This window comes from Xylophilus sp. ASV27 (assembly GCF_016428875.1).
Taxonomy (GTDB): Bacteria; Pseudomonadota; Gammaproteobacteria; order Burkholderiales; family Burkholderiaceae_C; genus Xylophilus.
Genome location: NZ_JAELTO010000025.1, coordinates 18,586 through 45,290, shown reverse-complemented (window position 1 = coordinate 45,290; position 26,705 = coordinate 18,586). Strand labels below are relative to the sequence as shown.

23 protein-coding genes are annotated in these 26,705 nt (G+C 71.3%); 10 read left to right on the top strand and 13 right to left on the bottom strand.

What is annotated here, in order from left to right; all coding sequences use genetic code 11:
- Window positions 1-158 precede the first annotated feature (158 nt).
- Window positions 159-428 carry a hypothetical protein gene (locus JHD63_RS07710; protein WP_198970167.1) on the top strand — a complete coding sequence of 90 codons (270 nt, stop codon included), beginning with the start codon at window positions 159-161 and terminating at the stop codon, window positions 426-428.
- An 86-nt stretch (window positions 429-514) separates the two neighbouring features.
- Here the strand turns inward: JHD63_RS07710 and JHD63_RS07705 are convergent, their stop codons facing one another.
- From JHD63_RS07705 to JHD63_RS07685, 5 genes are all read right to left on the bottom strand, one after another.
- Window positions 515-1,696 carry a thiolase family protein gene (locus tag JHD63_RS07705; protein WP_198970166.1) on the bottom strand — a complete coding sequence of 394 codons (1,182 nt, stop codon included), beginning with the start codon at window positions 1,694-1,696 and terminating at the stop codon, window positions 515-517.
- Window positions 1,693-3,102 (bottom strand): AMP-binding protein, encoded by a 1,410-nt coding sequence (locus JHD63_RS07700; RefSeq protein WP_198970165.1) that lies wholly within the window; start codon window positions 3,100-3,102, stop codon window positions 1,693-1,695. Before JHD63_RS07700 ends, JHD63_RS07705 begins: the two co-directional genes overlap by 4 nt.
- Entirely contained in the window at window positions 3,102-3,677 is a 576-nt protein-coding gene (locus tag JHD63_RS07695) for a biotin transporter BioY (RefSeq protein WP_198970164.1), read from the bottom strand. Before JHD63_RS07695 ends, JHD63_RS07700 begins: the two co-directional genes overlap by 1 nt.
- Window positions 3,678-3,825: 148 nt before the next feature.
- On the bottom strand, window positions 3,826-4,419 hold the full coding sequence (locus JHD63_RS07690; protein WP_198970163.1) for an energy-coupling factor transporter transmembrane component T family protein: 594 nt from the start codon (window positions 4,417-4,419) through the stop codon (window positions 3,826-3,828).
- Entirely contained in the window at window positions 4,412-5,143 is a 732-nt protein-coding gene (locus tag JHD63_RS07685) for an energy-coupling factor ABC transporter ATP-binding protein (protein WP_198970162.1), read from the bottom strand. The genes JHD63_RS07690 and JHD63_RS07685 overlap by 8 nt, the downstream gene beginning before the upstream one ends.
- Before the next feature lie 322 nt (window positions 5,144-5,465).
- Here JHD63_RS07685 and JHD63_RS07680 point away from each other — a divergent pair, with 322 nt between their 5' ends.
- The 6 genes from JHD63_RS07680 to kdpE all read left to right on the top strand — a co-directional run bounded on the left by JHD63_RS07680 (window position 5,466) and on the right by kdpE (window position 13,779).
- A complete protein-coding gene (locus tag JHD63_RS07680; protein WP_198970161.1) occupies window positions 5,466-5,564 on the top strand; it encodes a potassium-transporting ATPase subunit F in 99 nt (32 codons plus the stop codon).
- Window positions 5,564-7,345 carry a potassium-transporting ATPase subunit KdpA gene (gene kdpA / locus JHD63_RS07675; RefSeq protein ID WP_198970160.1) on the top strand — a complete coding sequence of 594 codons (1,782 nt, stop codon included), beginning with the start codon at window positions 5,564-5,566 and terminating at the stop codon, window positions 7,343-7,345. Before JHD63_RS07680 ends, kdpA begins: the two co-directional genes overlap by 1 nt.
- A 23-nt stretch (window positions 7,346-7,368) precedes the next feature.
- Window positions 7,369-9,453 carry a potassium-transporting ATPase subunit KdpB gene (gene kdpB, locus JHD63_RS07670; protein WP_198970159.1) on the top strand — a complete coding sequence of 695 codons (2,085 nt, stop codon included), beginning with the start codon at window positions 7,369-7,371 and terminating at the stop codon, window positions 9,451-9,453.
- A gap of 15 nt (window positions 9,454-9,468) precedes the next feature.
- Entirely contained in the window at window positions 9,469-10,050 is a 582-nt protein-coding gene (kdpC, locus tag JHD63_RS07665; RefSeq protein WP_198970158.1) for a potassium-transporting ATPase subunit KdpC, read from the top strand.
- Between the two features lie 204 nt (window positions 10,051-10,254).
- Window positions 10,255-13,083, top strand: a complete 2,829-nt coding sequence (locus JHD63_RS07660) for a DUF4118 domain-containing protein (protein WP_198970157.1) — start codon at window positions 10,255-10,257, stop codon at window positions 13,081-13,083.
- A gap of 3 nt (window positions 13,084-13,086) precedes the next feature.
- The gene (kdpE, locus tag JHD63_RS07655) at window positions 13,087-13,779 is read left to right on the top strand and encodes a two-component system response regulator KdpE (protein WP_198970156.1); all 693 of its coding nucleotides are present in this window, start codon (window positions 13,087-13,089) and stop codon (window positions 13,777-13,779) included.
- A gap of 117 nt (window positions 13,780-13,896) precedes the next feature.
- Here the strand turns inward: kdpE and JHD63_RS07650 are convergent, their stop codons facing one another.
- From JHD63_RS07650 to JHD63_RS07635, 5 genes are all read right to left on the bottom strand, one after another.
- Window positions 13,897-14,106: a hypothetical protein gene (locus JHD63_RS07650; RefSeq protein ID WP_198970155.1), complete on the bottom strand. Its 210-nt coding sequence runs from the start codon at window positions 14,104-14,106 to the stop codon at window positions 13,897-13,899.
- Entirely contained in the window at window positions 14,103-15,251 is a 1,149-nt protein-coding gene (locus tag JHD63_RS07645; RefSeq protein WP_198970154.1) for a PepSY-associated TM helix domain-containing protein, read from the bottom strand. The genes JHD63_RS07650 and JHD63_RS07645 overlap by 4 nt, the downstream gene beginning before the upstream one ends.
- A gap of 18 nt (window positions 15,252-15,269) precedes the next feature.
- Window positions 15,270-16,904: a TonB-dependent siderophore receptor gene (locus JHD63_RS07640; RefSeq protein ID WP_370590420.1), complete on the bottom strand. Its 1,635-nt coding sequence runs from the start codon at window positions 16,902-16,904 to the stop codon at window positions 15,270-15,272.
- Window positions 16,859-17,392: a TonB-dependent receptor plug domain-containing protein gene (locus JHD63_RS24960; RefSeq protein WP_370590419.1), complete on the bottom strand. Its 534-nt coding sequence runs from the start codon at window positions 17,390-17,392 to the stop codon at window positions 16,859-16,861. The genes JHD63_RS07640 and JHD63_RS24960 overlap by 46 nt, the downstream gene beginning before the upstream one ends.
- A gap of 108 nt (window positions 17,393-17,500) precedes the next feature.
- Window positions 17,501-17,923, bottom strand: a complete 423-nt coding sequence (locus JHD63_RS07635) for an acyl-CoA thioesterase (RefSeq protein WP_198970153.1) — start codon at window positions 17,921-17,923, stop codon at window positions 17,501-17,503.
- 42 nt (window positions 17,924-17,965) lie between these two features.
- Here JHD63_RS07635 and JHD63_RS07630 point away from each other — a divergent pair, with 42 nt between their 5' ends.
- Both JHD63_RS07630 and JHD63_RS07625 read left to right on the top strand, forming a co-directional pair.
- Complete coding sequence (locus tag JHD63_RS07630) at window positions 17,966-19,789, top strand: ABCB family ABC transporter ATP-binding protein/permease (protein ID WP_198970152.1); 1,824 nt, start codon at window positions 17,966-17,968, stop codon at window positions 19,787-19,789.
- Between the two features lie 30 nt (window positions 19,790-19,819).
- On the top strand, window positions 19,820-20,755 hold the full coding sequence (locus JHD63_RS07625; protein ID WP_198970151.1) for a 2-hydroxyacid dehydrogenase: 936 nt from the start codon (window positions 19,820-19,822) through the stop codon (window positions 20,753-20,755).
- A 124-nt stretch (window positions 20,756-20,879) separates the two neighbouring features.
- Here the strand turns inward: JHD63_RS07625 and otsA are convergent, their stop codons facing one another.
- The 3 genes from otsA to otsB all read right to left on the bottom strand — a co-directional run bounded on the left by otsA (window position 20,880) and on the right by otsB (window position 25,088).
- On the bottom strand, window positions 20,880-22,262 hold the full coding sequence (gene otsA, locus JHD63_RS07620; protein WP_198970150.1) for an alpha,alpha-trehalose-phosphate synthase (UDP-forming): 1,383 nt from the start codon (window positions 22,260-22,262) through the stop codon (window positions 20,880-20,882).
- Between the two features lie 184 nt (window positions 22,263-22,446).
- Window positions 22,447-24,324 carry a glycoside hydrolase family 15 protein gene (locus tag JHD63_RS07615; protein ID WP_198970149.1) on the bottom strand — a complete coding sequence of 626 codons (1,878 nt, stop codon included), beginning with the start codon at window positions 24,322-24,324 and terminating at the stop codon, window positions 22,447-22,449.
- Window positions 24,321-25,088, bottom strand: a complete 768-nt coding sequence (otsB, locus tag JHD63_RS07610) for a trehalose-phosphatase (RefSeq protein WP_198970148.1) — start codon at window positions 25,086-25,088, stop codon at window positions 24,321-24,323. The genes JHD63_RS07615 and otsB overlap by 4 nt, the downstream gene beginning before the upstream one ends.
- A gap of 176 nt (window positions 25,089-25,264) precedes the next feature.
- Between otsB and JHD63_RS07605 the strand changes: the two genes are divergently transcribed.
- Entirely contained in the window at window positions 25,265-26,704 is a 1,440-nt protein-coding gene (locus JHD63_RS07605; RefSeq protein ID WP_198970147.1) for an MdtA/MuxA family multidrug efflux RND transporter periplasmic adaptor subunit, read from the top strand.
- The last annotated feature ends 1 nt before the right edge of the window (window position 26,705 follow it).

Sequence of the window (26,705 nt, the reverse complement as noted above, 5' to 3'; positions counted from 1 at the left end):
TGCTGTGGGCGGTCTGCGGCGTTGCAAATCCTCGCCATAGCTGCGGCTATGGCTGCGGTTTGCGCCTTGCATCCCATCCCACACCAGGGCGCGCGCCACCACGCGGACTTATTCAGCGTTGCCCTAGACTTCCGCATTTCGGATGGGAGCCAGTGAAGATGAAGATCATCCCGGTCGCTATTGCCGTGCTTGCGCTCGCCGCATGCGCCCAGACCCAGAAGACTGGAGTCAGCTACGGCAACGACATGCTGCCCAGTGCTGAGGTCACCGCTTTCGAGCAGACGCATGCGCGCCTGAAATATGCCGGCGCCAAGATCGAGCATGACACCAACGGCTGCGCCGTCTATGAGGGAGTTGCGCCCGATGGCAAGGTTCGGCGCGAGCCCTTGCTCGACGCCTCGAAACAGCCGATCTGCGTCCGCCGCTGACGGCTCTGTCGTGCCCTGCGTGTAGGCCAGGACAAGGGGCGTATGCGCAGGGGCTGCAATCGGGCCCCGTGGTGACGGAAAGCTCGTCAGAGTCGCGAAAGCGTCCGCTCCACCACCCCCGCAGCCCCCACGCCCCCGGCCCCCGCAATGGCCGCGAGCCCTTGCGCGCCCACTGGCGCATCGTGCTGCATGTCCGCCAGCAATCGCACGAGGCTCACCGCCCCCGAAGCCCCAATCGGATGCCCGCGGCCCAGCCCGCCGCCGCCACGGTTCAGTCGCTCCGGCGCAATCCCCAAAGCCTCGCCAAACGCCAGCGTCTGCACCGCAAACGCCTCGTGCAGTTCCGCGCCCCATAGCGCATTGGCTGCGACGTCCGTATGCGCCAGCACCGCCCGCGCGGCATCGACGGCCGCCAGCATCGGCATCTCCGGCGCCGCGCCCACCGACACGCCGCCGCACCACCGGAACGGCGCCGCCACGCCCAGCGACGCCGCAGCCTGCGGCCTCGCCAGCACGACGAAGGCCGCGCCATCCGCCTTGGGCGCGACGGCGATGCGGCTCACGGCGAAATTGCGTGGGGCGCCAGCATCGGCAGGCCACAGGTCGCTGACCGCCGCAATGGGCATGCGCGCCATGCGCTCGGGCGTCAGCACCCGCGCGTAGCTGTCTTCCGTCGCGCTGCCGATGGGCACGATCTCCTGCGCCATGCGGCGGCGCCAGGCCAGGGCGCGGGCGTGGCTTTGCGCGGCGTAGGCGTCTTGCTCGGCGCGGGTGATGCCGTGTTCGGCGGCGTAGCGGGCTGCGGACAGGGGCAGGTCGGGGTCGCGTTGCGGGTCGGGGGCGAACGCGGGGCGTTCGTAGGGCAGGGGCGCCTCTTGCGGCGTGCGCGGGCGGTGCTGGCGGATGGGGGCGCGGCTCCAGGCCTCCAGGCCGCCGGCCACTACCACCTGCGCGCTGCCGCTGGCGAGCAGGCCGGCGGCCAGGGTGATGGCGTCCAGGCCGGCGCAGCATTGGGTGTCCACGCTGAGCGCGGCGGTGCGGTCTGGCAGGCCGGCGGCCAGGGCCAGCATGCGGGCGGGGTTGCCGCCGGCGCCTAGGGCGTTGCCGGCCACTACCGTGTCGATGGCGTTGCGCGGGATGCCAAAGCGCGCGAGCAGGCCCAGCAGCACGGGCGCGCCAATCTCATGCGCGGCCCGGTGCGACAGTCCGCCGCCCACGGGGCAGACGGCGCTGCGGGCCCAGCCCAGGATGACGGGGGAATCGTTCACAGCGGCTGCAGCTGCGCGGTGCCGGCGTCTGCCAACCAGCGCGCGAGCTGTGGGTGGTCTGTCTTGCCGCTGGGCGTGCGCGGCCAGTCGGGGCACAGGTAGAAGCGGCGCGGCGTCTTGTAAGGCTCCAGCCGCTCGCGGCACCACGCGGCCAGCGCAGTGGCATGCAACGCGTCTGGCTCGAGCAATTGCAGCACCGCCACGGGCTGTTGCCCGCGCAGCGCATCAGGCATGGGCTGCACGGATACAGCCGCCACGGCGGGATGGGCGGTCAGCACGTGCTCCACCTCTTCGGGGAACAGGTTCTTGCCCTGCACGGTGAACATGCGTTGCTGCCGGCCGCGCAGGTGCAGCACGCCCTGCGCATCGACATGGCCCACGTCGCGCACCGACAGCCAGTCGCCGTCGCGCAGCACCGCACTACCGTCCTGGCCCGGCGCCAGGGTGACGTAGTCATCGAAGACCATGGGGCTGCGCACGTAGATCAGGCCGGCCTGATCTTCGCCGCCCGCGGCATCGATGCGCAGCTGCACGTTGGCAAAGGGGCGGCCCACCGCGCCGTGCGGCAGGGCGGCGTCGCTGTCGGCCCAGGCGATGAAGCTGGTTTCCGATGCGCCGTAGAACTCGACGATGCGCGCCTGCGGGAACAGCGCCTGCAGATCGGCCGTGCGCATGCGCGGCCAGGGCGCGCCGCTGATCAAGATGAGCTGCGTGGCCGGCACCGGCGCCAGCCGCTGGCGGCGCGCCAGCTCCAGCATCAGCAGCAACTGGCTGGGCACGGCGACCAGGCACAGGGCGTCGCCACGGCGCAGCGTCTGCAGCGCGGCGGTGGCCGAGAAGCGCGGCTGCAGGTGCATGCCGGCGCCGCTCCACAGGCCCATCAGCGCGCCAAACAGGAAGAGCGAATGCGACATGCGCCCCGGCGCCAGCACTGGCGCGCTGGCACCAGCGCCAAAGGTGTCCGCGCACACTGCAAAGCTGCTGGTCCACGAGCGGTGGCTGCGCCTGAAGCCCTTGGGCATGCCGGTGCTGCCCGAGGTAAAGCCTATGTAGAAAGGCCCTTGCGGCACACCGGCCTGCCCCGGTGCGGTGGGCGAGGCCACGCCTTGCATGCGCGCCAGCACCTGCGTGAGCACGGCGGGCGGCCAGTCCGGGTCGCTGACGGCGGCGGTGCGGCCGCTGGCCAGGATGGCCAGAAAGCGCACGATCTGCGCGCCAGGCGATGCGCTGCCGTCTATCCAGGCAATGGCCGGGGCATCGGCCAAGGCCTGCGCCCCGGCGGCGACCTGCGCGGCCAGGCTGGCAAAGTCCAGCCGCAGCGTGCCGTCGTCCAGCGCCAGGGCGTGCGGTGTGCGTGCCGCCCACCACGCAAGCGGCGCGTGGACGGTGGGGAAGTCTGGCGGCATCAGTCCCTGTCCAGCCGCCAGCCGGGCATGCCGCGCATCACCGTTTGCACGAGCACGGCGCACACGCCGCACTTGATCAGGTCGCCTGGCACAAAGGCCAGCACCGCCAGCCCGGCCTGCGCCAGCGTCAGGTGCGCGGCCAGCGACAGCCCGACGATGCCAAACAGGTACACCACCAGAATGCCGCCCACCAGCGCCGACACAAAGGCCGCCGCCAACAGCGCGTTGCCGCGCGCACCGGCCATGCGGCGCATGAGCCAGCCGGACACCGGCGCACCAAACAGCCAGCCAATCAGAAAGCCCGAGGAAGGCGCCACGAACACCCCCAGCCCGCCGCGCCCGCCCGCCAGCAGCGGCAGCCCCAGCGCCACGGCCAGCATGAACAGCGCGACCGCATAGAAGCCGCGCCGCGGCCCGAGCAGGCAGCCGGCCAGCATCACGCCCAGCGTCTGCAGGGTGATGGGCACGCCAAAGGGCAGGTCGATCTTGGGGATCAGGCCGAAGGCGGCGAGCAGCGCGGCGAAGAGGGCTATGTAGGAAAGTGAGCGGGAGGAGGTGAGGGATTGGGTGGTCATGGATTTTCTGGTGAGAAGTGGCTGTGGCCGTTGATTTTCTTCGGTGTGCCGCTATCGATTTGATTGTTCTTCTGTCTTGCTGGATTTCGAGGACGGGGCGAACTCCCGGCCTCTGCCGCCTGCAAGGCAACTCTGCTGTCATACAAGCCTATCGCCCCAGCCTCGCCGCCAACGCGTCCGCCACCCGCTCGGCCGTCTGCAGTGTGCGGATGGTCAGCGGCGCCAGCAGCCGCAGCCCACCACCGTGCCCGCTGCGCGCGCGGTAGGCGTCGTCCAGCCGCCGCCACTGCACGTAGAAGTCTTCGGCAAAGCGCAGGGTCAGGCCCAGGCCCAGCGCGATGCGCTCGGTCGGCAGGCCCAGGCGCTGCAGCGGGCGCAGGCAGGTCTCGAGCACGGCCAGCAGGTCGTCGAAGCGCGTGGTCAGGGTCAGCATCAGCGCCAGCAGGCCGGCGCTGGCCAGGCGCAGGGCGCTGGCAGCACCCAGGGCGGGGGAGCCGAGCAGCCAGTGGAAGCCGGTGATCAGCACCGCCGCGACCGCCATGCCCCGCAGCATGCGCGCGCGGCGCCAGGCCGGACGGCCAAGCGAGGCGAAGGCCAGCAGCGCCAGCCCGCAGGCCACGCCGAGCGGGGCCGGGCGTTCGATCAGCACCAGCAGGGTGCCGCAGGCCGACAGGCCGGCCAGCTTGGCCCCGGCGGGCACGGGGTGCAGCCAGGTGGGCTGCTCGGAGTACAGGCTACGCATGGGCCACGGTGCGCTGGCGCACGTCCTCGGCATAGGCGGCGCAGACTTCGCGGCCCGGGCCGTCGGCGCGCAGGCGGCCCTGCTCCAGCCACAGCACGCGGTCGAAGTCCTGCACGTGCGCGAGCGCGTGGGTGGAGAAGATGATCTGCTGCGGCGTGCGCTGCAGCTGCGCGGCCAGCCGGGCCTGGCTCGGCAGGTCCAGGCTGGCGAAGGGCTCGTCCAGCAGCAGGGTGGCGGGCCGGCTGATCTGCAGCGCCAGCAGGCAGACCTGCTGGCGCTGGCCCTGGCTCAGCTCGCCGATGGCGCGCGGGCCCCAGTCGGCCAGGCCGCGCTGGGCGAGGAAGTCCTGCGCCTGCTGCCGCGCGTCCTTGCGCGGTGTGCCCTGGGCCGTGAGGCTGAAGGCCAGCTCCTCGGCCACGGTGGGGAAGATGATCTGGTCGTCCGGGTTCTGGAACATGAGCCCGACCCGGCCGGGCAGTTCGCGGCGCGCGGTGCGCGTGTCGCAGCCGTGCACCAGCACCCGGCCCTGCTGCGGCGGCTCCAGCCCGCAGATCAGGCGGAACAGGCTGCTCTTGCCGGCGCCGTTGTCGCCCACCAGGCCGATGCGCGGCTCGCGCAGCGCGAGCGTGAGCCCGTCGAACACCGGCCGGCCGCCGCGCACCAGGGTCACCGATTCGAGGTAGATGCCGTCGGCGGCGCGGGGTGTGGGAGGGGATGGGGACATGCGCGGAGGAAGTGCGGCGGTACTGTAGCCCAGCGCCGCAAAGCCCCGGTTTTTACGCGTTCTTTATGCCTCGATCCTGTCTTTGGCTCCCGTTTTTACGGGGGGCTGCCTACGCTTGCGACCGTGATCGGAAATGCTGTGGAGGTCCTATGTGGTGGATTGATGTCTTGGCGATAGCAGGGCTGGCCTTGCTCTGGGGCGCGGTGGCCTGGATGGCGCGCGGGTGTGAAAAGCTGCAGGCGGCACGCGGCGCGCGCGGGGCGGCGGCCCCGGCGGCCCCGGCCAGCGGCGACGCGAGCCTGCAGGCGCCCGGGAGGCGTTCATGATCGCCGCGCCCATCCTCTATGGCGCCGCCGGTTTTGCCGCGCTGGCGCTGCTGGTGTATCTGGTGATCGCGCTGCTGCGCGCGGAGGACCTGTGATGACGGCCTCTGCCTGGAGCCTGCTGGCTCTGTTCCTGGTGCTGCTGCTGGCGCTGGCCTGGCCCCTGGGCCGCGGGCTGGCGGCCCTGTGCGGCGGCCGCCTGCCGCGCTGGATGCTGCGCGCCGAGGCGCCGCTGTTCAGGCTGGCCGGCGTCGATCCGGCGCAGTCCATGGGCTGGAAGCACTACGCGCTGGCGCTGCTGGCCTTCAATGCGCTGGGGGCGCTGGCGATCTACGCCCTGCAGCGGCTGCAGGGCGTGCTGCCGCTCAACCCGCAGGGCTTTGGCGCGGTGTCGGCCGATTCGGCCTTCAACACGGCGGTGAGCTTCGTCTCCAACACCAACTGGCAGGGCTATGGCGGCGAGTCGACCATGGGCTACCTGGTGCAGATGCTGGGCCTGGCGGTGCAGAACTTCTTCTCCGCGGCCACCGGCATCGCGGTGGCGTTCGCGCTGATCCGCGGCTTTGCCGGGCGCTCGTCCGGCGCGGTGGGCAACTTCTGGGCGGACGTGACCCGCGTCACGGCCTGGCTGCTGCTGCCGCTGTCGCTGGTGCTGGCGCTGATCTTCGTGCAGCAGGGCGCGATCCAGAACTTCGACGCCTACAAGGACGTGCAGATGCTGGAGACCGTGGCCTTCCAGCAGCCCAGGACCGCGGCCGACGGCCAGCCGGTGCTGGACGACAAGGGCCAGCCCGTGCTGGAGGACGCCAAGACCCGCACCCAGACCCTGGCCATGGGCCCGGTCGCCTCGCAGGAGGCGATCAAGTTGCTGGGCACCAACGGCGGCGGCTTCTTCAACGCCAACTCCGCGCACCCGTACGAGAACCCGACGGCGTTCGCCAACCTGCTGCAGATGCTGGCGATCTTCATCATTCCGGCGGCGCTGTGCTTCACGTTCGGCCAGGAGGTGGGCGACCGCCGGCAGGGCTGGGCGGTGCTGGCGACCATGACGGTGATGTTCGTGGTCGCGGTCGTGGCCGTGATCGCGGCCGAGCACGCGGCCAACCCGGTGCTCACGCAACTGGGCATGAACGGCGCGGCCGGCAACCTGGAAGGCAAGGAGCTGCGCTTCGGCATCGACGCCTCGGCGCTGTTCGCGGCCGTCACCACGGCGGCCTCCTGCGGCGCGGTCAACGCCATGCACGACTCCTTCATGCCCCTGGGCGGCATGGTGCCGCTGGTGCTGATGCAACTGGGCGAGGTGGTGTTCGGCGGCGTCGGCACCGGCCTGTACGGCATGCTGGTGTTCGCCATCCTGGCGGTGTTCATCGCCGGGCTGATGATCGGCCGCACGCCCGAGTACCTGGGCAAGAAGATCGAGAGCTACGAGATGAAGATGGTCTCGATCGCGATCCTGGTCCCCCCCATCCTGGCGCTGGGCGGCACCGCCATCGCGGTGATGGCCACGGCGGGCACCGCGGGCATCGCCAACCCCGGGCCGCACGGCTTCTCCGAGGTCATGTACGCGTTCACCTCGGCGGCCAACAACAACGGCAGCGCCTTTGCCGGGCTGTCGGCCAACACGCCCTTCTACAACGTGATGCTGGCGCTGGCGATGTGGCTCGGCCGCTTCGCCGTGATCGTGCCGGTGCTGGCGGTCGCCGGATCGCTGGCGGCCAAGCCGCGGCTTCCGACCACGGGCGGCACGATGCCCACGCACGGCCCGCTGTTCGTCACGCTGCTGATCGGCACGGTGCTGCTGGTGGGGCTGCTGAACTACGTGCCGGCGCTGGCCCTGGGGCCCGTGGTGGAGCACCTGATGCTGTGGGCCGGCCGCTGAGCCGCGCACGGAGAAAAACAAACATGAGCACGCAAAAATCATTCTCGCTGTTCGATCCGGTGCTGCTGCGCCCGGCGCTGGCGCAGGCTTTCGCCAAGCTGGACCCGCGGGTGCAGTGGCGCAACCCGGTGATGTTCGTGGTCTACGTGGGCAGCATCCTGACCACGCTGCTGGCGGTGGAGGCCGCGCGCGGGCATGGCGAAGCCTCTTTCGGCTTCGTTGCCGGCGTGGCGGTATGGCTCTGGTTCACGGTGCTGTTCGCCAACTTCGCCGAGGCCATGGCCGAGGGCCGGGCGCAGGCCCAGGCCGCATCGCTGCGCGGCCTGCAGAAGGCCGCCTGGGCGAAGAAGTTCCAGCAGAGCGAACTGCCGCTGCACGGCACGCCCTGGCTGCCCGAGCAGGCCGACAACCTGCGCCGCGGCGACATGGTGCTGGTGGAGGCCGGCGACATGGTGCCGCTGGACGGCGAGGTGCTGGAGGGCGTGGCCTCGGTCGATGAATCCGCCATCACCGGCGAATCCGCGCCCGTGATCCGCGAGGCCGGCGGCGACTTCTCCGCCGTCACCGGCGGCACGCGCGTGCTGTCGGACTGGCTGGTGGTGCGCATCGCCGTGAACCCGGGCGAGGGCTTCATCGACCGCATGATCGGCATGGTGGAGAGCGCTCGCCGGCAGAAGACGCCCAACGAGATCGCGCTCAACATCCTGCTGGTGGCGCTGACCATCGTGTTCCTGGTGGTGACCGTCGCGCTGCTGCCCTACTCCATCTTCAGCGTGCAGGCCACGCAGTCGGGCCAGGTGGTGACCATCACCGCGCTGATCGCGCTGCTGGTGTGCCTGATCCCGACCACCATCGGCGGCCTGCTCTCGGCCATCGGCGTGGCCGGCATGAGCCGCATGATGCAGGCCAACGTGATCGCCACCTCGGGCCGCGCGGTCGAGGCCGCCGGCGACGTGGACGTGCTGCTGCTGGACAAGACCGGCACCATCACCCACGGCAACCGCCAGGCCTCGAACTTCGTCGCGGCCCCGGGCCAGAACGAGGCCGGCGTGGCGCGCGCCGCGCTGCTGGCCTCGATGGCCGACGAGACGCCCGAGGGCCGCAGCATCGTGGCGCTGGCGCGCCGCCTGGGCGTGGAGGAGCCGGCCGCGGCCGGCGCCCAGTTCGTGCCCTTCACCGCGCAGACGCGCATGAGCGGCGTCGACCTGCCGGGCGAGGGCGGCAGCGCGCGGCAGTTGCGCAAGGGCGCGGTGGATGCGATCCGCCGCCACGTCGAGGCGCTGGGCGGCAGCGTGCCGGCCGCGGTGGTGCGCGCATCCGAGGACATTGCGCGGCGCGGCAGCACGCCGCTGGTGGTGATCGACGGCACGCGCGTGATGGGCCTGGTGGAGCTGAAGGACATCGTCAAGGCCGGCATCCGCGAGCGCTTTGCCCAGCTGCGCCGCATGGGCATCAAGACCGTGATGATCACCGGCGACAACAAGCTCACCGCCTCGGCCATTGCCGCGGAGGCCGGCGTGGACGACTTCCTGGCCGAGGCCACGCCCGAGGACAAGCTCGCGCTGATCCGCCGCTACCAGGCCGAGGGCCGGCTGGTGGCCATGACCGGCGACGGCACCAACGACGCGCCCGCGCTGGCCCAGGCCGACGTGGCCGTGGCCATGAACACCGGCACCCAGGCCGCCAAGGAGGCCGGCAACATGGTCGACCTCGACAGCAACCCGACCAAGCTGCTGGAGGTGGTGGAAACCGGCAAGGCGCTGCTCATGACGCGCGGCTCGCTCACCACCTTCTCCATCGCCAACGACGTGGCCAAGTACTTCGCCATCCTGCCGGCGATCTTCGTCACCACCTACCCGCAGCTCGGCGCGCTCAACGTCATGCGCCTGGCCAGCCCAGGCTCGGCCATTCTGTCGGCGGTGATCTTCAATGCGCTGGTGATCGTGTTCCTGATCCCGCTGGCCTTGAAGGGCGTGAAGTACCGCGCCATCGGCGCGGCCTCGCTGCTGCGCCGCAACCTCGCCCTCTACGGCCTGGGCGGGCTGGTCGTGCCCTTCGTCGGCATCAAGCTGATCGACCTGCTGCTGGTCGCGCTGCACCTCACCTGAGAACCGGAGATTTCCATGAACGCCCTCCTGCGCCCCGCGCTCAGCCTGTTCGTCGCGCTGTCGGCCCTGACCGGCATCGTCTACCCGCTGGTGGCCACCGGCATCGCCCAGGCGGCCTTCCCCGACCAGGCGGGCGGCAGCCTGGTGCTGCGCGACGGCAAGGCCGTGGGCTCGCGCCTGATCGGCCAGCCCTTCTCCGACCCGGGCCACTTCTGGAGCCGGCCCTCGGCCACCGCGCCCATGCCCTACAACGCCGCCGCCTCCGGCGGCGCCAACCAGGGGCCGATGAACCCGGCGCTGGCCGACGCGGTCAAGGCCCGCATCGAGGCCCTGCGCGCCGCCGATCCCGGCAACATCGCACCGGTGCCGGCCGACCTGGTCACCGCCTCGGGCAGCGGCCTCGATCCGCACATCAGCCCCGAATCCGCGCGCTACCAGGCCGCCCGCGTGGCGCGGGTGCGCGGCCTGTCGCAGGACCGGGTGCAGGCGCTGATCGCCGCGCATACCGAGCATGCGGTGGCCGGCTTCTTCGGGCAGGACCGGGTCAACGTGCTGGCGCTGAACCTGGCGTTGGATGCGTCACTTCAAAAACAATAGCATTCAGCCAAGGTGCAGTATGGGCTGCAGCCAATTTTTGCTCAAAAGCGGGGCGGTGGTAGGCTGGCCCTCGGACTCATTGCCTTGAAGGTCTTGTGATCTATTTGATGGTGCTTCTGTCTTGCTGGATGTCGAGGCCGGGGCGAACTCCCGGCCTCTGCCGCCTGCAAGGCAAGCCCGCGGCAATATCGCAAAGGCCTGGCAATGCATGACCGCCCCAACCCCGACGCCCTGATCGCCCAGATTCGCAGCGAAGAAGCGCAGGCGCGACGCGGCCGCCTGCGCGTCTACCTGGGCGCCAACGCCGGCGTGGGCAAGACCTACGCCATGCTGGGCGCCGCCCAGCGCGCGCACCAGGCCGGGCGCGAGGTGCTGGTGGGCCTGGTCGAGACCCATGGCCGCGCCGAGACCGAGGCGCTGCTGGCCGGCCTGCCGGTGCTGCCGCGGCGCCAGCTGGAGTGGCGCGGCCGCATGCTGGCCGAGTTCGACCTGGACGCCGCCCTGGCGCAGAAGCCCGAGCTGCTGCTGCTCGACGAGCTGGCCCATGCCAACGTGCCCGGCGCGCGCCACGCCAAGCGCTGGCAGGACGTGGAAGAGCTGCAGGCCGCCGGCATCGAGGTCTGGACCGCGCTCAACGTGCAGCACCTGGAGAGCCTCAACGGCACGGTGGGCGCCATCACCGGCGTGCGCGTGCAGGAGACGGTGCCCGATACCGTGCTCGACGGCGCCGACGAGGTGGTGCTGGTCGACGTCACCCCCGACGAACTGCTGTCGCGCCTGGCCGCCGGCAAGGTCTACCTGCCGCAGCAGGCCGAGCGCGCGGCCCGCAACTTCTTCCGCAAGGGCAACCTGATCGCGCTGCGCGAGCTGGCGCTGCGCCGCACCGCCGAGCACGTGGAGGACGACGTGCGCAGCTACCGCGTCGAGTCCGGCGCCGGCCCGGGGGGCGCCGGCGCGGCGCAGACGCAGGACGCCTGGAACACCTCGGGCAGCCTGCTGGCCTGCGTGGGCCACCGCGAAGGCGCGGAGCAGACCGTGCGCGCGGCCGCGCGGCTGGCCGGCCAGCTCAACGTGCAGTGGTACGCCGCCTATGTCGAGACCCCGCGCCTGGCGCGCCTGCCCAAGGCCGAGCGCGACCGCGTGCTGGCCGTGCTGCAACTGGCGCAGGAGCTGGGCGCCGAGACCTCCGTGCTGTCCGCCACCGACGCCGCCGAGGCGCTGGTGGCGCTGGCGCGCACGCGCAACTGCGCCATGCTGGTGCTGGGCCGGCCGGCCGGCCGGATGGACCACTGGAAGGCCTGGCTGCGGCACTGGCTGCCGCCGGTGCTGGCCGACGGCATGCTGGGCCGCTCCGGCAGCCTGCACCAGCGCATCGCCCGCCTGGCGCCCACGCTGGACCTGCTGGAGGCCGCGCCCGCGGCCAGCAGCCGCAGCCTTCGCGCGCCGCGCCTGGGCGCCACGGCCGCCAGCCTGGCATCGGACGACGGCGCGCCCGGGCACGTGGCCCAACTGGAGGAGGGCTGGCAGGGCTATGCCTGGGCCGCGGCCGCCGGCGCGGCGATCACGCTGGCGGCGCTGCCGCTGTCGGGTGCGCTGGAGCTGACCAACATCGTCATGCTGTTCCTGCTGGGCGTGCTGGGCATCGCCATGCGCTGGGGGCGCGGCGCGGCGGCGTTCGCGGCGCTGCTCAACGTGCTGCTGTTCGACTTTTTCTTCGTCACGCCGCGCATGTCCTTCTCGGTCAGCGACGTGCAGTACGTGGTGACCTTCGGGGTGATGCTGGTGGTGGGGCTGACCGCCGGCCAGCTCACCGCGGGCCTGCGCTTCCAGGCGCGCGTGGCCTCGGGCCGCGAGCAGCGCGCGCAGGCGCTGTTCGCGCTCACGCGCGACCTGTCGGCGGCGATGCAGACCGAGCAGGTGGCCGCGCTGGGCGTGGCGGCGGTGCGCCAGACCTTCGGCGGCCAGGCCTGCCTGCTGCTGCCCGACCGCGACGACCGCCTGGCCTTCCCCGCCGACGCGCCGCCCGGCCTGGACGCGAGCGTGGCCGACTGGACGCTGCGCAACGGCCAGAGCGCCGGCCTGGCCACCTCCACGCTGGCCTCCCAGCCCTGGCACTACATGCCTCTGCAGGCGCCGATGCGGGTGCGCGGCGTGCTCGCGCTGCAGCCGGCGCAGCCGCGCTGGCTGCTGATCCCCGAGCAGCGCCAGCAGTTGCAGACGCTGGCGCGGCAGATCGCCATCGCGCTGGAGCGGGTGCACTACGTCGAGGTCGCGCAGCAGGCCGTGGTCGAGATGGAGTCCGAGCGCCTGCGCAACGCGCTGCTGGCCGCGCTGTCGCACGACGTGCGCACGCCGCTCACGGCGCTGATCGGCCTGGCCGAATCGCTGCGCGGCTCGCAGCCGCCGCTGGCGCCCGGGCAGGCCGCCATGGCCGGCGCCGTGGCCGAGCAGGCGCGCGCCCTGCACCTGCTGGTGCACAACCTGCTGGACATGGCGCGGCTGCAGACCGGCGGCGTGCACCTGCGCAGCGACTGGCAGTCGCTGGAGGAGGTGGCCGGCGCGGCCATCCGCGCGGCCGGCCCGGCGCTGGGCGGGTGCGCGGTGGAGACCCGCTTCCCGCCCGACCTGCCGCTGGTGGAGTTCGACGCGGTGCTGCTCGAGCGCGTGCTGGTCAACCTGCTGGAGAACGCCGCGCGCTACGGCGCCCCGCCCATCGTGCTGGCCGCGCACGCCACGCCCGACACGCTGGTGCTCTCGGTGCGCGACCACGGCCCCGGCCTGCCGGCGGCGGTGCGCGGGCGCGAACACACGCTGTTCGACAAGTTCACGCGCGGCGCCAGCGAGTCGGCCACGCCCGGCATCGGCCTGGGCCTGGCCATCGCGCGCGCCATCGTCGAGGCGCACCGCGGCAGCATCACCGCCGCCACCCTGCCCGAGGGCGGGGCAGAATTCACGGTCGTCCTGCCGCGCCGGCCCCCGCCGGAGCTGGACGACATTCCCGACGCGCCAGACAAGCCCGAACCCGCCGCCTGACCCATGCCCGCACCCACCGCCATCGTGATCGAGGACGAACCGCAGATCCGCCGCTTCGTGCGCGCGGCGCTGGAGGGCGAGGGCTGGCAGGTGTTCGAGGCCGCGACGGCGCGCCAGGGCCTGGCCGACGCCGGCACGCGCAAGCCCGACCTGCTGGTGCTCGACCTGGGCCTGCCCGACGGCGACGGCCTGGATCTGATCCGCGACGTGCGCGGCTGGTCGGCCGTGCCGATCATCGTGCTGTCCGCGCGCGTGGACGAGGCCGACAAGATCGCCGCGCTCGACGCTGGCGCCGACGACTACCTGACCAAGCCCTTCGGCACCGGCGAGCTGCTGGCCCGCGTGCGCGCCAACCTGCGCCGCCCGCGCGCGGCCGGCGTCGCCGCCGAGGAGGCCGGTCTGTTCCGCTTCGGCGAGGTCGAGGTCGATGCCCACGCCCGCATCGTGCGCCGCGCCGGCAGCGAGGTGCACCTCACCCCCATCGAGTACCGCCTGCTGGCCCAGCTGGTGGCCCAGCCCGGCCGGGTGCTGACCCACCGGCAACTGCTGCGCGAGGTCTGGGGCCCGTCGCATGCCGAGCAGAGCCACTACCTGCGCATCTACATGGGCCACCTGCGGCAGAAGCTCGAAGCCGACCCGGCCCAGCCGCGCCACCTGCTGACCGAGACCGGCGTGGGATACCGGCTGGTGGTATGACGGGTTTTATGGTTGAAAAATGGCTGCAGCCCAGGTGTTTTCTGGGCCTATAGCTATTGATTTGATAGTTATCGTGCGCCGGCGGATGCCGCCGGAGATGCGCGGATCAGGGCGCCCTCACCGCCGCCGCATCCAGCCGAACCAGCACATCACCAGCACCGGAACGCCCAGCGTGATCCACGACAGCGCATCGCCCCAGCCGTCGTAGAGCAGCGCGGCCAGCAGGCCGAACAGCGACAGCACGCCCATGGCGATCGGCCAGGCCCACAGCGCGCGGAACTGGGCGCGGCGCTGGCGGGCGTGATGCTTGGAGTGGGAATGGCTCATCGCTTCCTGATCCACAGGTAGAGGCCGCTGCCCAGCACGATGATGGTGGCGATGTCCAGCAGCGCCCACAGGATCTGCAGCGGCGTGCCGCCGTAGTCGCCGAAGTGCAGCGGCTGCGACACCAGCAGGGCGGTGCCGTACCAGGGCAGCGGGCGGCTGTCGGTGATCTTGGCCGTCTCCGCGTCCACCAGCACCGGCTGCAGCAGGCGGGAGGTCAGGGGCGTATTGCCCTTCATGAACACGGCGTAGTGGTGCGGGCTGGAATAGTCGGTGCCGGGGAAGGCGACGAAGCGCATGTCCATGTGCGGCAGCAGGCGCCTGGAGGCGTCCACCGACTCCTGCAGCGAGCCGCGCGCCGTGGTCGGCGGCAGGCCCTTGTAGGGCGCGACCATCTCGGCCATCTGGTCGTTCTGCCAGAGCTTGAACACCAGGTCGGCCCAGGTGTTGATCATGCCGGTGGCGCCGACCACGAAGGCCCAGACCAGCGTCACCACGCCCAGCAGGTTGTGCAGGTCCAGCCACTTGGTGCGCCTGCTGCGCTCGCGCCGCACGGTGCCGAATTCAAGCTTGCGCATGAAGGGCGCATACAGCACCACGCCCGAGACGATGGCCACCAGCAGCAACAGTCCCATGAAGCCCAGGAACAGCTTGCCCGGCAGCCCCGCGAACAGGTCCACGTGCAGCCGGAACATGACGTAGATGAAGCCCTCGTCGAACTTGGGCGTGGGCAGCGCCTCGCCGGTGCGCGCATCCACCGCCAGCGAAACGCGCTTGTCGTCGGTGGGCGTATCGCCCAGGGTGACGTAGTAGAAGCGGTCGTCGTCCTCGTCGGGCGAGACGAACTGCACCACCTTGCCCGGGTAGCGCTCCTGCCCGGCCTTGAGCACCTTGTCGAGCGACACGCGCGGCGCGTCGGCGGCCATGGCCGGCGGCTCGATCTCGGTGCCCAGCAGGTGGCCGATCTCGTGGTGGAAGATCAGCGGCAGGCCGGTCAGGCACAGCAGCAGCATGAAGGCGGTGCTCACCAGGCTGGACCACTTGTGGACCCAGGTCCAGCCGCGGATGGCGCTGCTGCTGAGGAAACGGTGCGCTGCGTGCGGCCTGGCCGGCGCGGCGCTGTCGGGCAAGGTGGTGCTGGGGAGCATGGCGGCGGCCGTGCGGGGTCAGAAGCGGTAGGTGGCGCTGGCGACCACCGTGCGGCGCGCGCCGAACCAGCAGTCGCCGCGGGACAGGCAGGTGCTGAAGTAGCGCTTGTCCGCCAGGTTGCCGACGTTCAGCGCGTAGCGCCACTGCGGCGTGTCGTAGGCCAGCAGCGCGTCGACCAGGGCGGCGGACGGCACCTGCGGCCCGGTGCCGGAGGAGCGGTCGCGGAAGCTGCCGAACCAGCGCACCCCGGCGCCCGCCGAGAAGCCGCTGTGGCCGGCGATGCTGAAGCGGTAGCGCGCCCAGGCGGAGGCCTGGTGGCGGGGCAGGCCTTCGAGCGCCGGGTCGAGGTCGGTGTAGTTGTAGTGCGCCGTCAGGTCGAGCCGCTGCGTGACCGCGCCGCGCGCCTCCAGCTCCAGCCCACGCGTGGTGGTCCTGTCGAGCTGCGCCACCGAGGTGGGCGTCGGGTTGCTGGTACGGTTCTTCTCCTTCAGGTCGTAGACGGCGGCGTTGAACGCCAGCGCCCGGCCGGCCGGCTCGTACTTCACGCCGGCCTCCCACTGCTCGCCGCGCAGCGGCTTGAGCCGCTGGCCGAACTGGTCGGCCAGCGGGGTGAAGGATTCGCTGTAGCTCACATAGGGCGACCAGCCACCGCGCGCCGCGTACATCAGGCCCAGGCGCTTGCTGTTGGCGCTGTCGTTCTGGTCGCCGCTGCCCGCCGTGGCGTTGTTCACCTGGTCATGGCGAAGGCCGAGCACCGCGATCCACGGGCCCCATTTCATCTGGTCCTGCACATACAGGCCGGTCTGGCGCAGCCGGTTGACCGGGCTGTCGGTGAGCGTGGGCAGCACCGTGGGGGTGTAGACCGGCTGGTAGGCGTCGATCAGCGGCACCGTGCCGCCGGCATACACCGGGAATTCCGTGCCCGAGGCCTGGCGCGTGGTGAAGCGCGAGAAGTCCAGGCCGGCGAGCACCTGGTGCGCCACCGCGCCGGTGGTGAAGGCGCCTTGCAGGTGCTGGTCCGCGCTGAAGGTTTCCACGCGCGTCTTCGAGGCGTAGTAGTAGCGGCCCAGCAGCCGCTTGTTGACCGGGTCGCCCGCCCAGCCGCCCGGCAGCGTGAACGAGTCGGCATAGGCGTTGAGGTAGTCCACGTCGTTGCGCACGTAGCGCAGGTTCTGCCGCACCGTCCAGGTGTCGTCGAGTCGGTGCTCCAGCAGGTAGCCCAGCGAGCGGCGCTCGACATTGAAATGGTCGCCCGGCTGGCCTATGAAGGCGCTGCTCGACAGCAGGCCGTTCGGGTTGGGCAGGATAGTGCCCTGCCACGGCAGGAACTGGGAGGTGGAGCCGGTCTTGTCCTTCTGGTAGAGCGCCTGCAGCGTGAGCGAGGTCGCGCCGCTGGGGCGCCAGGTGAGCGAGGGCGCGAGCAGACGGCGGTCGTCCGGCACCTGCTCGGTCTGGGTGCCGGCGTCGCGGCCCACGGCGATCAGGCGGTAGAGCCACTGGCCGTCGGCGCTCAGCGGCCCGGTCAGGTCGGCCTGGATCTGCCTGCGGCCGAAGTTGCCGAGCTGCACGCCCACCTCGCCCTGGCGCTCGGCCTGCGGGCGCTTGCTCACCATGTTGACGACGCCGGCCGTGCTGCCCTGGCCGAACAGCATGGCCGCGGGGCCCGCAGCACCTCGATGCGCTCCAGCGTGTAGGGGTCGGTGCGGCCATTGGCGGTGTAGTAGCCGTTGGTCTTGCGCAGGCCGTCCAGGTACTCGTCGGGAAAGGCGCCGCGCACGCGCACGTTGTCGGTGCGGGCGTCGACGCCATAGGCCTCGGAGCGCACGCCCGCGGCGTAGTTGAGGGCGTCCTGCAGATTGGTGGCGCCCTGGTCCACCATCTGGTCGCGCGTCACCACCGTGACCGACTGCGGCGTCTCCGCCAGCGGCGTGTCCGTCTTGGTGGCAGACGACGCCCGCTTGGCGCGGTAGCCGTTGACCGGCCCGGTGGCCGTCTCGGCCGCGGCCTCGGAGCGCACCTCCACCTCTTTCAGCGTGGCCTCGCCAGTGGCCTGCGCATGGGCGCTCAGCGCGGTGCAAAGGCCGCCCGCCAGCAGCAGGACGGCGTGGCGGACGGGGCTATGGGCGGGAGAGGGCAGCATGGCTCGACATGATTTTGGTAACGCGAAGAATTCGCATTATCTTTCAATATCGAAAATTCATACAGACTGCCGCGCCCTGCCGCGCGCCGCGCTGGCTGGTGCGGCGCCTCAGGCGCCGGCGGCCGGCCGTGGCACGGGCCGCGGCCGGCCCTGCTCGTCGATCGCCACGTAGGTCAGCCGCGCCTCGGTCACCTTCACGAAACGGCCCTGGTCGGCGAAGCGTTCGGCGTAGACCTCCACCTCCACCGTGACCGAGGTGTTGCCCACGCGCGAGATGACCGAGAAGAAGGACAGGATGTCGCCCACGCGCACCGGCTGCTTGAAGATGAATTCGTTGACCGCCACCGTGGCCATGCGGCCCTGGATGTAGCGCGCGGGCAGTACCGAGCCGGCCAGATCGACCTGCGCCATGACCCAGCCGCCGAAGATGTCGCCATTGCCGTTGGTGTCCGCCGGCATGGGGATCACCTTCAGTACCAGTTCCTTGTCGGTGGGCAATGCGATGTCGTGGGGGCTGCGGGGGTCGGTCATGGGCACAATCCAGGTGAAAAACTACTCCAGAGATTCTCCCCGATGAGACGTGAGGGCAATGCCGCCTCCCCAGCCACGCCGGTCGCGCCCGCTACGGCGGCACCCGCACGGGCGCGCTCCGACTGGGCCACGCTGGCCCGGCTCTTTCCCTACCTGTGGCAGTACAAGTGGCGGGTGCTGGCGGCGCTGGCCTTCATGGTCGGCGCCAAGGGGGCCAACGTGGGCGTGCCGCTGCTGCTCAAGCAACTGGTGGACCGCATGTCGCCGCCGGGCGTGCAGGCGGTGCTGCTGGTGCCGGTGGCGCTGCTGCTGGGCTACGGGCTGCTGCGCCTGTCGACCTCGGTCTTCACCGAGCTGCGCGAGCTGGTGTTCGCCAAGGCCACTGAGGGCGCCTCGCGCAGCATCTCGCTGCAGGTGTTCCGGCATCTGCATGCGCTGAGCCTGCGCTTTCACCTGGAGCGCCAGACCGGCGGCGTGACGCGCGACATCGAGCGCGGCACGCGCGGCGTGCAGTCGCTGGTGTCGTACTCGCTCTACAGCATCATCCCGACGCTGATCGAGGTCGCGCTGGTGCTGTCGATCCTGGCGGCGAAGTTCGACGCCTGGTTCGCCGTCATCACCGGCGTGGCTCTGGTGGTCTACATCATCTTCACGGTCACCGTGACCGAATGGCGCACCCAGTTCCGGCGCAAGATGAACGAGCTCGATTCGTCGGCCCACAGCCGCGCCATCGACTCGCTGCTGAACTACGAGACGGTCAAGTACTTCAACAACGAGGACTTCGAGGCGCAGCGCTACGACGAGCGGCTGGAGCGCTACCGCCGCGCCGCGGTCAAGAGCCAGACCACGCTGAGCTTTCTCAACGGCGGGCAGCAGTGCATCATCGCCGTGGGCCTGGTGGCCATGCTCTGGCGCGCCACGCAGGGCGTGGTCGATGGCCGCATGACGCTGGGCGACCTGGTGATGGTCAACGCCTTCATGATCCAGCTCTACATTCCGCTGGGCTTCCTGGGCGTGATCTACCGCGAGATCAAGCAGAGCCTGACCGACCTGGACAAGATGTTCACGCTGATGGAGCAGGAGCGCGAGATCGCCGATGCGCCCGGCGCCCGGCCGCTGCTCGTGCCGCCCGAAGGCGTGGCGGTGCGCTTCGAGTCGGTGCGCTTCGCCTATCACGCCGCGCGGCCGATCCTGCACGACGTCAGCTTCGAGATCCCGGCCGGATGCACCGTGGCGGTGGTCGGGCCCTCGGGCTCGGGCAAGTCCACGCTGGCGCGGCTGCTGTTCCGCTTCTACGACGTGGACGCGGGCTGCATCCGCCTGGCCGGGCAGGACATCCGCGCGCTGACCCAGTCCAGCCTGCGCCAGGCCATCGGCATCGTGCCGCAGGACACGGTGCTGTTCAACGACAGCATCGGCTACAACATCGGCTATGGCCGGCCCGGCGCCACGCAGGCCGAGATCGAGGCGGCCGCGCGCGCCGCGAGCATCCACGGCTTCATCAGCGCGCTGCCGCAGGGCTACGACACGCCGGTGGGCGAGCGCGGACTGAAGCTCTCGGGCGGCGAGAAGCAGCGCGTGGCCATCGCGCGCACCCTGCTCAAGAACCCGCCGGTGCTGATCTTCGACGAGGCGACCTCGGCCCTCGATTCGGCCAACGAGCGCGCCATCCAGGCCGAGCTGCAGCACGCGGCCGCCGGCAAGACCGCGCTGGTGATCGCGCACCGCCTGTCCACCATCGCCGACGCGCACGAGATCCTGGTGATGGAGGCCGGCCGCATCGTCGAGCGCGGCACCCATGCCGCACTGATCGCCGCGCAAGGCCGCTACGCCCAGATGTGGGCGCTGCAGCAGAGCGGCGAGTGAATCCTTCGTTTACTGCCCGCCATTGACGCCATGACCCAGCCCCTCGTCCTCCTGCTCAGCACGCTTGCCGAGCCCTACCGCGCCCAGATCGCCGAGCGCTATCAACTGCTCTACGCCCCCACCGCCGCCGAGCGCGCCGCGCAGATCGCCGCGCGCGGCGCCGAGGTGCGCGTGGTGCTGACCATCGGCACCGTCGGCCTGAGCGCCGCCGAGATCGACGCCATGCCGCGGCTGGAGCTGGTCTGCACCCTGGGCGTGGGCTACGAGCGGGTGGACGTGGAGCACGCCCGCGCGCGCGGCATCGCGCTGGCCAACGGCGCCGGCACCAACGACGACTGCGTGGCCGACCAGGCGCTGGGCCTGCTGCTTGCCGCGGTGCGGCGCATTCCGCAGAACGACCGCGCCTGCCGCGAGGGCCTCTGGCGCGACGCGCTGCCGATGTCGCCGCAGGTCGCGGGCAAGCGCATGGGCATCCTGGGCCTGGGCACCATCGGCCGCAAGATCGCGCAGCGCGCGCGCGGCTTCGACATCGAGGTCGGCTACCACAACCGCAAGCCGCGCGCGGACGTGCCCTACGCCTACTTCGGCACGCTCGCCGCGCTGGCCGCGTGGTGCGACTTCCTGGTCATCGCCACGCCCGGCGGCGCCGCGACGCGGCACATGGTCGACGCCGAGGTGCTGGCCGCGCTCGGGCCGCGCGGCTACCTGGTGAACATCGCGCGCGGCAGCGTGGTCGATACCGCGGCGCTGGCCGACGCGCTGGCGCAGCAACGCATCGCCGGCGCCGCGCTCGACGTGTACGAGAGCGAGCCCGAGCGGCCCGAAACCCTGCTGGGCTTTGCCGAACTGGTGCTGTCGCCGCACGTCAGCGGCCGCTCGCCCGAGGCGATCCAGAACACGGTGAGCCGCTTCATCGCCAATGCCGACGGCCATTTCGCGGGGCGCGGCGTGGTGTCGCCGATATAGCCCTTGGCGGCGTTTTCATGAGAAATTGATAGCATGAAGCCCTGGAGGGGTCTGCCTTTCAGGCCGTCATGGCCATGAAGTGAAGATTCCTCCAGGGCTTCATGCTATTGTTTTTGATGATGGACTACGGCCTGGGCATCTGCGCCAGCGCGTCGAGGAAGCTCTTTCGCCACCAGTGCACGTCCTGCTCGCGGATGCCCTGGAGCAGCTTTTGGTGGCGCTCGCGGCGTTCTTCCAGCGGCATGCGCAGGGCGCGCTGGATCACCTCGGCGGTGCCGTGGGCGTCGTAGGGGTTGACCAGCAGCGCCTCCCTCATCTGTTCGGCCGCGCCGGCGAAGCGCGAGAGCACCAGCACGCCGGGGTCGGCCGGGTCCTGCGCGGCGACGTATTCCTTGGCCACCAGGTTCATGCCGTCGCGCAGCGGCGTGACCAGGCCCACGGCGGCGGCGCGGCAGATGCCGGGGATGCGCTTGCGCGCGACCACGCGGTGGATGTAGCGGATCGGCATCCAGTCCAGCTCGCCGTAGTCGCCGTTGATGGCGCCGCACAGGCCTTCGAGTTCCTGGCGGATGTCGTTGTAGGCCTCCACGCTCTCGCGCGTGGGCGAGGCGATCTGGATCAGCGTGGCGCTGTCGCGGTTCTCCGGGTAGTGGGCCAGCAGTTCGCGGAAGGCGCGGATGCGGTGCGGTATGCCCTTGGAGTAGTCGAGCCGGTCCACGCCGATCAGCAGGCGCCGGCGCGCGTACTCCTCGCGCATGCGCAGATAGGTGTCGCGCGCGTCCTTGGCGTGGGTGAGCGCGGCGAATTCGTCCACGTCGATGCCGATCGGGAAGGCCTGCGCGCGGATGGTGTTGCCGAAGGCGCGGAACATGTGCTCGCCCAGCGCCTGGGCGCCCAGCTCGCCCTGGACGTAGCGCGCGAAGTGCATCGCGTCGGTCTCGCTCTGCAGGCCGACCACGTCGTAGGAGAACAGCGAGCGCATCAGCCACTCGTGCTGCGGGATGGCCGCCAGGATCTGCTGCGGCGGCAGTGGAATGTGCAGGAAGAAGCCGATCTTCTGCCTGCAGCCCATGGCGCGCAGCTCGGCCGCGAGCGGGATCAGGTGGTAGTCGTGCACCCAGATGGTGTCGTCGTCCCGGAGCAGCGGCAGCAGCTTGCGCGCGAACAACTGGTTCACGCGCCGGTAGCCAGCCACGTGCCCGGCGTCGAAGTGCGCCAGGTCGAGCCGGTAGTGGAACACCGGCCACAGCACGCCGTTGCTGTAGCCGAGGTAGAAGCTGTCGTGGTCCTCCTTGCACAGGTCCACGGTGGCCAGCGTCACCGTGCCGGCCTGCTGCCTGTGCAGCTCGCCTTCGCCCGGCGTGCCGCCCTCGAGCACGGTGCCGCTCCAGCCGAACCACAGGCCGCCGGTGCGGTTGAGGGTCTCGCCCAGCGCCACGGCCAGGCCGCCGGCGGCGGGCTTGCGTGGATCGGCCAGGCGGTTGGAAACGACGACGAGTCTGCTCATATCGGCTCACCCCCAGGCTGCGCGCACCGCGTGCCGCCGCGCCAACCCCCTTGCAGGGGGCACATCCGGCGGCCCGGCAAAGCCGGTTCCGCGGATGCCTGCGCAGGGCCTGCCCCGCGGCCTTGCTCCCCGTTGGATCGCGTGGGCTGCCGGCGGTTCCGGGCGCCCTGGAAAATCGGAGTCTTCATATGGCGGAGTCCCAGGGGGCGGACAGGCGCACCGCCGCGTTGATGATGCCGACCATCGAATAGGTCTGCGGGAAGTTGCCCCACATCTCGCCGGTGTCGGGGTGCGTGTCCTCCGACATCATGCCCAGGTGGTTGCGCGCGGCGAGCATGGTCTCGAAGATGCTGCGCGCCTCGTCCTCGCGGCCGATGCGCGCCAGCGCGTCGATCAGCCAGAAGGTGCAGATGTTGAACGCGGTCTCGGGCTTGCCGAAGTCGTCCGGGGCCTCGTAGCGGCGCATGTAGGGGCCGTCGCACAGGTGCTTCTGCATCGCCTCGACGGTGGAGACGAAGCGCGGGTCGCGCGGGTCGATCATGCCGACCTCGGCCATCAGCAGCACGCTGGCGTCCAGGTCGCGGCCGCCGAAGCTCTCGGCAAAGGCCTGGCGCTGCGCGTTCCAGGATTTCTCCAGGATCTCCTCGCGCATGCGCCGGGCGTGGCCGTGCCAGTAGGCGGCGCGCTCGGGCAGCGCGAGCGCGTCGGCGATCTTGGCCAGCCGGTCGCAGGCGGCCCAGCTCATGAGCGCGGAGGAGGTATGCACCCGGGCGCGGGTGCGCAGCTCCCACATGCCGGCATCGGGCGTGCCGTAGACGCGGATCGCCTGCTCGCCCACGACTTCGAGCTGCGCGAATTCGGCCTTGCCTGCCGGATGCAGCAGGCGCTTGTCGTGGAAGGCCTGCGCCGCGCCCAGCACGATGTTGCCGTAGACGTCGTGCTGGAAATGCTCCTGCGCCTGGTTGCCCACGCGCACCGGGCCCATGCCGCGGTAGCCGGCCAGGTGCTCGACGAAGGACTCGGGCAACTCCCGCTCCATGCCGATGCCGTAGAGCGGCTGCACGTGCTGGCCCTTGGCGGCGATCACCACGTTGCCGAGGTAGCGCAGGTAGTCCTCCATGGTGCCCACCTCGGACAGGCTGTTGAGCGCGCGCACCACGAAGAAGGCGTCGCGCAGCCAGCAGTAGCGGTAGTCCCAGTTGCGCTGGCTGCCCGGCGCCTCGGGCACGCTGGTGGTCATGGCCGCGACGATGGCGCCGGTCTCCTCGAACAGCGAGAGCTTGAGCGTGATGGCGGCGCGGATCACCGCGTCCTGCCACTCCAGCGGCACGGCCAGGCGCTGGCTCCACTTGCGCCAGTAGGTGATGGTTTCGCGCTCGAAGTGGCGCGCCGTTTCGGCGATGCCGTCGTGCAGCGTCTCGTCCGCGCCCAGCAGGAAGTGCAGGTCGTGCGTCAGCACGAAGGGCGTCTTCGACAGCACGTAGGTGATCGGCGCGTCGGTGTTGAGCCGCAGCGTCATGGCGCTGCCGACGAAGCGCACGTGGTTGCTGCCGCGCGTGATCCCGGGCTGCTCGCGGCCCCAGTCGTAGCGCAGGTCAATGTTCACGCGGATGCGCGGCGCGCCGCGGATCACCGTGACCCGGCGCACCAGCGTCTGCGGGCGGAAGAAGCGCGAGCGCGCATAGAAGCGCGGCGCCAGGTCGATGATCTCCAGGCCGTGGCCCTCGGTGTCGAACAGCTGCGTGCGCAGCACCGCGGTATTGGGCTCGTACCACTGGCGGCTGTGCGAGAGGTTCTCGATCTCGATGCCGAAGGCGCTGCCCTGCGCGCCCGGCTGCAGCAGCGCGTTGAACACCGGGTCGCCGTCGAAGCGCGGCATGCAGCACCAGACGATGCGCCCGCGCAGGTCCACCAGCGCGCTCAAGCCGCAGTTGCCCACCATGCCCAGCGCGAGCGAGGCCTGCGCCGGCGGCGCGAAGCCTTCCGGCCGCCCGGCGGCTGCGCCCGGGCTCGGGCTGTGCGGGAGCGGATCGAGGGCGGGCGGTACGGGGTTGGCGGTCATGGCGTTGCGGGGGAGATGGAGGAAGAGGAGGGCGTTGCGGGCAGCCCGGCGCGGGCGCTGGCCAGCCAGCCGCGCAGCGTGGCGGGGTTGAGGCAGCGGTGCTCGGCCATGCTCGGCCCTTCGCCCACCTTCACGCCCAGGCCGCCCAGCCGCGTCACCGCGGCAAAGCCGGCCTCGTCGGTGACGTCGTCGCCGGCGAAGACCGGCACCCGCCCGGCAAAGGGCGGCGCGGCCATGAAGGCCTCGATGGCGCGGCCCTTGTCCACGCTGGCGGACTTGAGCTCCAGCACGTACTTGCCGTGCAGCAGTTCCATGCCCTGCATGCGCGCCATGGCCTCGCGCAGGGCCGCCTCGCACAGGCGCCCCAGTTCAGGGGCGTGGCGGTAGTGCAGCGCCACCGAACGCGGCTTGTGTTCCACCATCAGGCCCCGGTGCTGCGCTGCCAGCTCTTCCATGGCGGCGGCGGCGGGGGCCAGGTCCGGCGCCGGCACGCTCAGGGAGCGGCCATCGGGCAGGCGGCACTGCGCGCCGTGCTCGCCCGCGGTGGGCAGCGCCAGCGGCGCGAGAAAGCGGTCCACGTCGGCGATCGGGCGGCCGGTGACGATGGCCAGGGCCCCGCCCAGTTGCCCGTGCAGCGCGGCCAGCGTGGGCACCAGTCCCAGCGGTATGCGCACGGCGTCGGGGGAGGGGGCGAGTTCGGCGAGCGTGCCGTCGAAGTCCAGGAAAAGCGCCGTCTGCGCGGAAACTGTCGGAAGCAATTGCATCGCCGCCGACCTTAGCAGACCGCGCCGCCGTCCCGTGTGGGTCAAATCCCCGTTCGCGGCACGGGCTTGCGCCGACAGCGCGGCGGTAAACGGGCGGTAAAAAACCAGGACCACGGGCCGGCGGAGAGCGGCAGCCCGCTACCATCCGGACGACCCATTCCGCCCTTCTCAGCCCCATGCGCCCCTACCGCCCCTCCCGGTCCCGTCTGCAGCGCCCCGGCTTCCAGGCCGGGCGAACCCGCGTCTGGGTGCTCGGGCTGCTGCTCCTGCTCGTGCTCGGCGGCGGCGCCTGGTGGTGGAAGACCCAGCGCGGCGACGCCGGCCCGGCCGCCGGCGCGGCCAAGCCGGGCGGGCAGGGCGGCCCGGGCGCGCGCCGCTTCGGCGGCAGCCAGGTGCAGCCGATCTCGGCCGACGTGGTCAAGCGCCAGGACGTGCGGGTGCTGATCGCCGCCATCGGCACCGTCACCGCGCGCAACACCGCGGTGGTGCGCACCAAGGTCGATGGCGAACTCAAGTCGATCCGCTTCAAGGACGGCGACATGGTCAAGGCCGGCCAGCTCCTGGCCGAGATCGACCCGGCGAGCTACCAGGCGGCCCTGGCCCAGGCGCAGGGCGCGCTGGCGCGCGACCAGGCGCTGCTGCGCAATGCCCGGCTCGATCTGCAGCGCTACCAGGACCTGCTCGCCAAGGACTCCATCGCCAAGCAGCAGGTCGATACCCAGGCCGCCCTGGTGGCGCAGTACGAGGGCACGGTGCAGGCCGACCAGGGCCAGGTCGACAGCGCGCGGCTGCAACTGTCCTACACCCGCGTGACCGCGCCCATCGCCGGGCGGCTCGGCCTGCGCCAGGCCGATCTGGGCAACGTGGTGCACGCGGCCGATACCAACGGCATCGTCACCATCACCCAGGTGCAGCCGATCTACGCGCTGTTCTCGGTGCCCGAGGCGTATCTGCCCCGCATCGTGGCGCGGCTGCGCGGCGGCGCGCAGATGCCGGTGGAGCTGTGGGACCGCGAGCAGAGCCATCGCCTGGCCGTGGGCCGGCTGGAGACGCTGGACAACGCCATCGACACCACCACCGGCACGGTCAAGGCCAAGGCCACCTTCGCCAACGAGGACGGCTCGCTGTTTCCCAACCAGTTCGTCAACGTGCGGCTGCAGGTCGATACGCTGCCGGACGTGCTGACCGTGCCCACCACGGCGGTGCAGCGCGGCACGCAGGGCACCTACGTCTATGCGGTGAAGGACGACGGCACCGTGACGCTGCGCCGCGTGCGGCTGGGCACCACCGATGGCGACCGGGTCAGCGTGCAGGGCGAACTGGCCGAGGGTGAGCGCGTGGTGACCGATGGCGCCGACCGCCTGCGCGAAGGCGCGCAGGTGGCGGTGATCGCCGCCGACGCCGCGGCCAGGGCCGACCAGGCGGTGCAGGACGCGGCGAGCCGGCCGCGCGGCGCCATGCGCAACCTGCCGCCGGAGGTGGCGGCCAAGGTGCAGAACATGTCGCCCGAGGAGCGCCGCGCCTTCCTGCGGCAACTGCGCGAGAAGCAGCAGCCGCCGCCGCAGGGCGCGGCACCGGCCGCCCCAACCACCCCGGCGGCCCCGGCCGCGCGCTGAG

Bases quoted from the DNA above. Each gene is read 5' to 3' on its own strand.
- JHD63_RS07710 (WP_198970167.1), top strand. From the start codon at position 159: ATGAAGATCATCCCGGTCGCTATTGCCGTGCTTGCGCTCGCCGCATGC.
- JHD63_RS07700 (WP_198970165.1), bottom strand. From the start codon at position 3,102: ATGCCGCCAGACTTCCCCACCGTCCACGCGCCGCTTGCGTGGTGGGCG.
- JHD63_RS07695 (WP_198970164.1), bottom strand. From the start codon at position 3,677: ATGACCACCCAATCCCTCACCTCCTCCCGCTCACTTTCCTACATAGCC.
- JHD63_RS07690 (WP_198970163.1), bottom strand. From the start codon at position 4,419: ATGCGTAGCCTGTACTCCGAGCAGCCCACCTGGCTGCACCCCGTGCCC.
- JHD63_RS07685 (WP_198970162.1), bottom strand. From the start codon at position 5,143: ATGTCCCCATCCCCTCCCACACCCCGCGCCGCCGACGGCATCTACCTC.
- JHD63_RS07680 (WP_198970161.1), top strand. From the start codon at position 5,466: ATGATCGCCGCGCCCATCCTCTATGGCGCCGCCGGTTTTGCCGCGCTG.
- kdpA (WP_198970160.1), top strand. From the start codon at position 5,564: ATGACGGCCTCTGCCTGGAGCCTGCTGGCTCTGTTCCTGGTGCTGCTG.
- kdpB (WP_198970159.1), top strand. From the start codon at position 7,369: ATGAGCACGCAAAAATCATTCTCGCTGTTCGATCCGGTGCTGCTGCGC.
- kdpC (WP_198970158.1), top strand. From the start codon at position 9,469: ATGAACGCCCTCCTGCGCCCCGCGCTCAGCCTGTTCGTCGCGCTGTCG.
- JHD63_RS07660 (WP_198970157.1), top strand. From the start codon at position 10,255: ATGCATGACCGCCCCAACCCCGACGCCCTGATCGCCCAGATTCGCAGC.
- kdpE (WP_198970156.1), top strand. From the start codon at position 13,087: ATGCCCGCACCCACCGCCATCGTGATCGAGGACGAACCGCAGATCCGC.
- JHD63_RS07650 (WP_198970155.1), bottom strand. From the start codon at position 14,106: ATGAGCCATTCCCACTCCAAGCATCACGCCCGCCAGCGCCGCGCCCAG.
- JHD63_RS07645 (WP_198970154.1), bottom strand. From the start codon at position 15,251: ATGCTCCCCAGCACCACCTTGCCCGACAGCGCCGCGCCGGCCAGGCCG.
- JHD63_RS07640 (WP_370590420.1), bottom strand. From the start codon at position 16,904: ATGCTGTTCGGCCAGGGCAGCACGGCCGGCGTCGTCAACATGGTGAGC.
- JHD63_RS24960 (WP_370590419.1), bottom strand. From the start codon at position 17,392: ATGCTGCCCTCTCCCGCCCATAGCCCCGTCCGCCACGCCGTCCTGCTG.
- JHD63_RS07635 (WP_198970153.1), bottom strand. From the start codon at position 17,923: ATGACCGACCCCCGCAGCCCCCACGACATCGCATTGCCCACCGACAAG.
- JHD63_RS07630 (WP_198970152.1), top strand. From the start codon at position 17,966: ATGAGACGTGAGGGCAATGCCGCCTCCCCAGCCACGCCGGTCGCGCCC.
- JHD63_RS07625 (WP_198970151.1), top strand. From the start codon at position 19,820: ATGACCCAGCCCCTCGTCCTCCTGCTCAGCACGCTTGCCGAGCCCTAC.
- otsA (WP_198970150.1), bottom strand. From the start codon at position 22,262: ATGAGCAGACTCGTCGTCGTTTCCAACCGCCTGGCCGATCCACGCAAG.
- JHD63_RS07615 (WP_198970149.1), bottom strand. From the start codon at position 24,324: ATGACCGCCAACCCCGTACCGCCCGCCCTCGATCCGCTCCCGCACAGC.
- otsB (WP_198970148.1), bottom strand. From the start codon at position 25,088: ATGCAATTGCTTCCGACAGTTTCCGCGCAGACGGCGCTTTTCCTGGAC.
- JHD63_RS07605 (WP_198970147.1), top strand. From the start codon at position 25,265: ATGCGCCCCTACCGCCCCTCCCGGTCCCGTCTGCAGCGCCCCGGCTTC.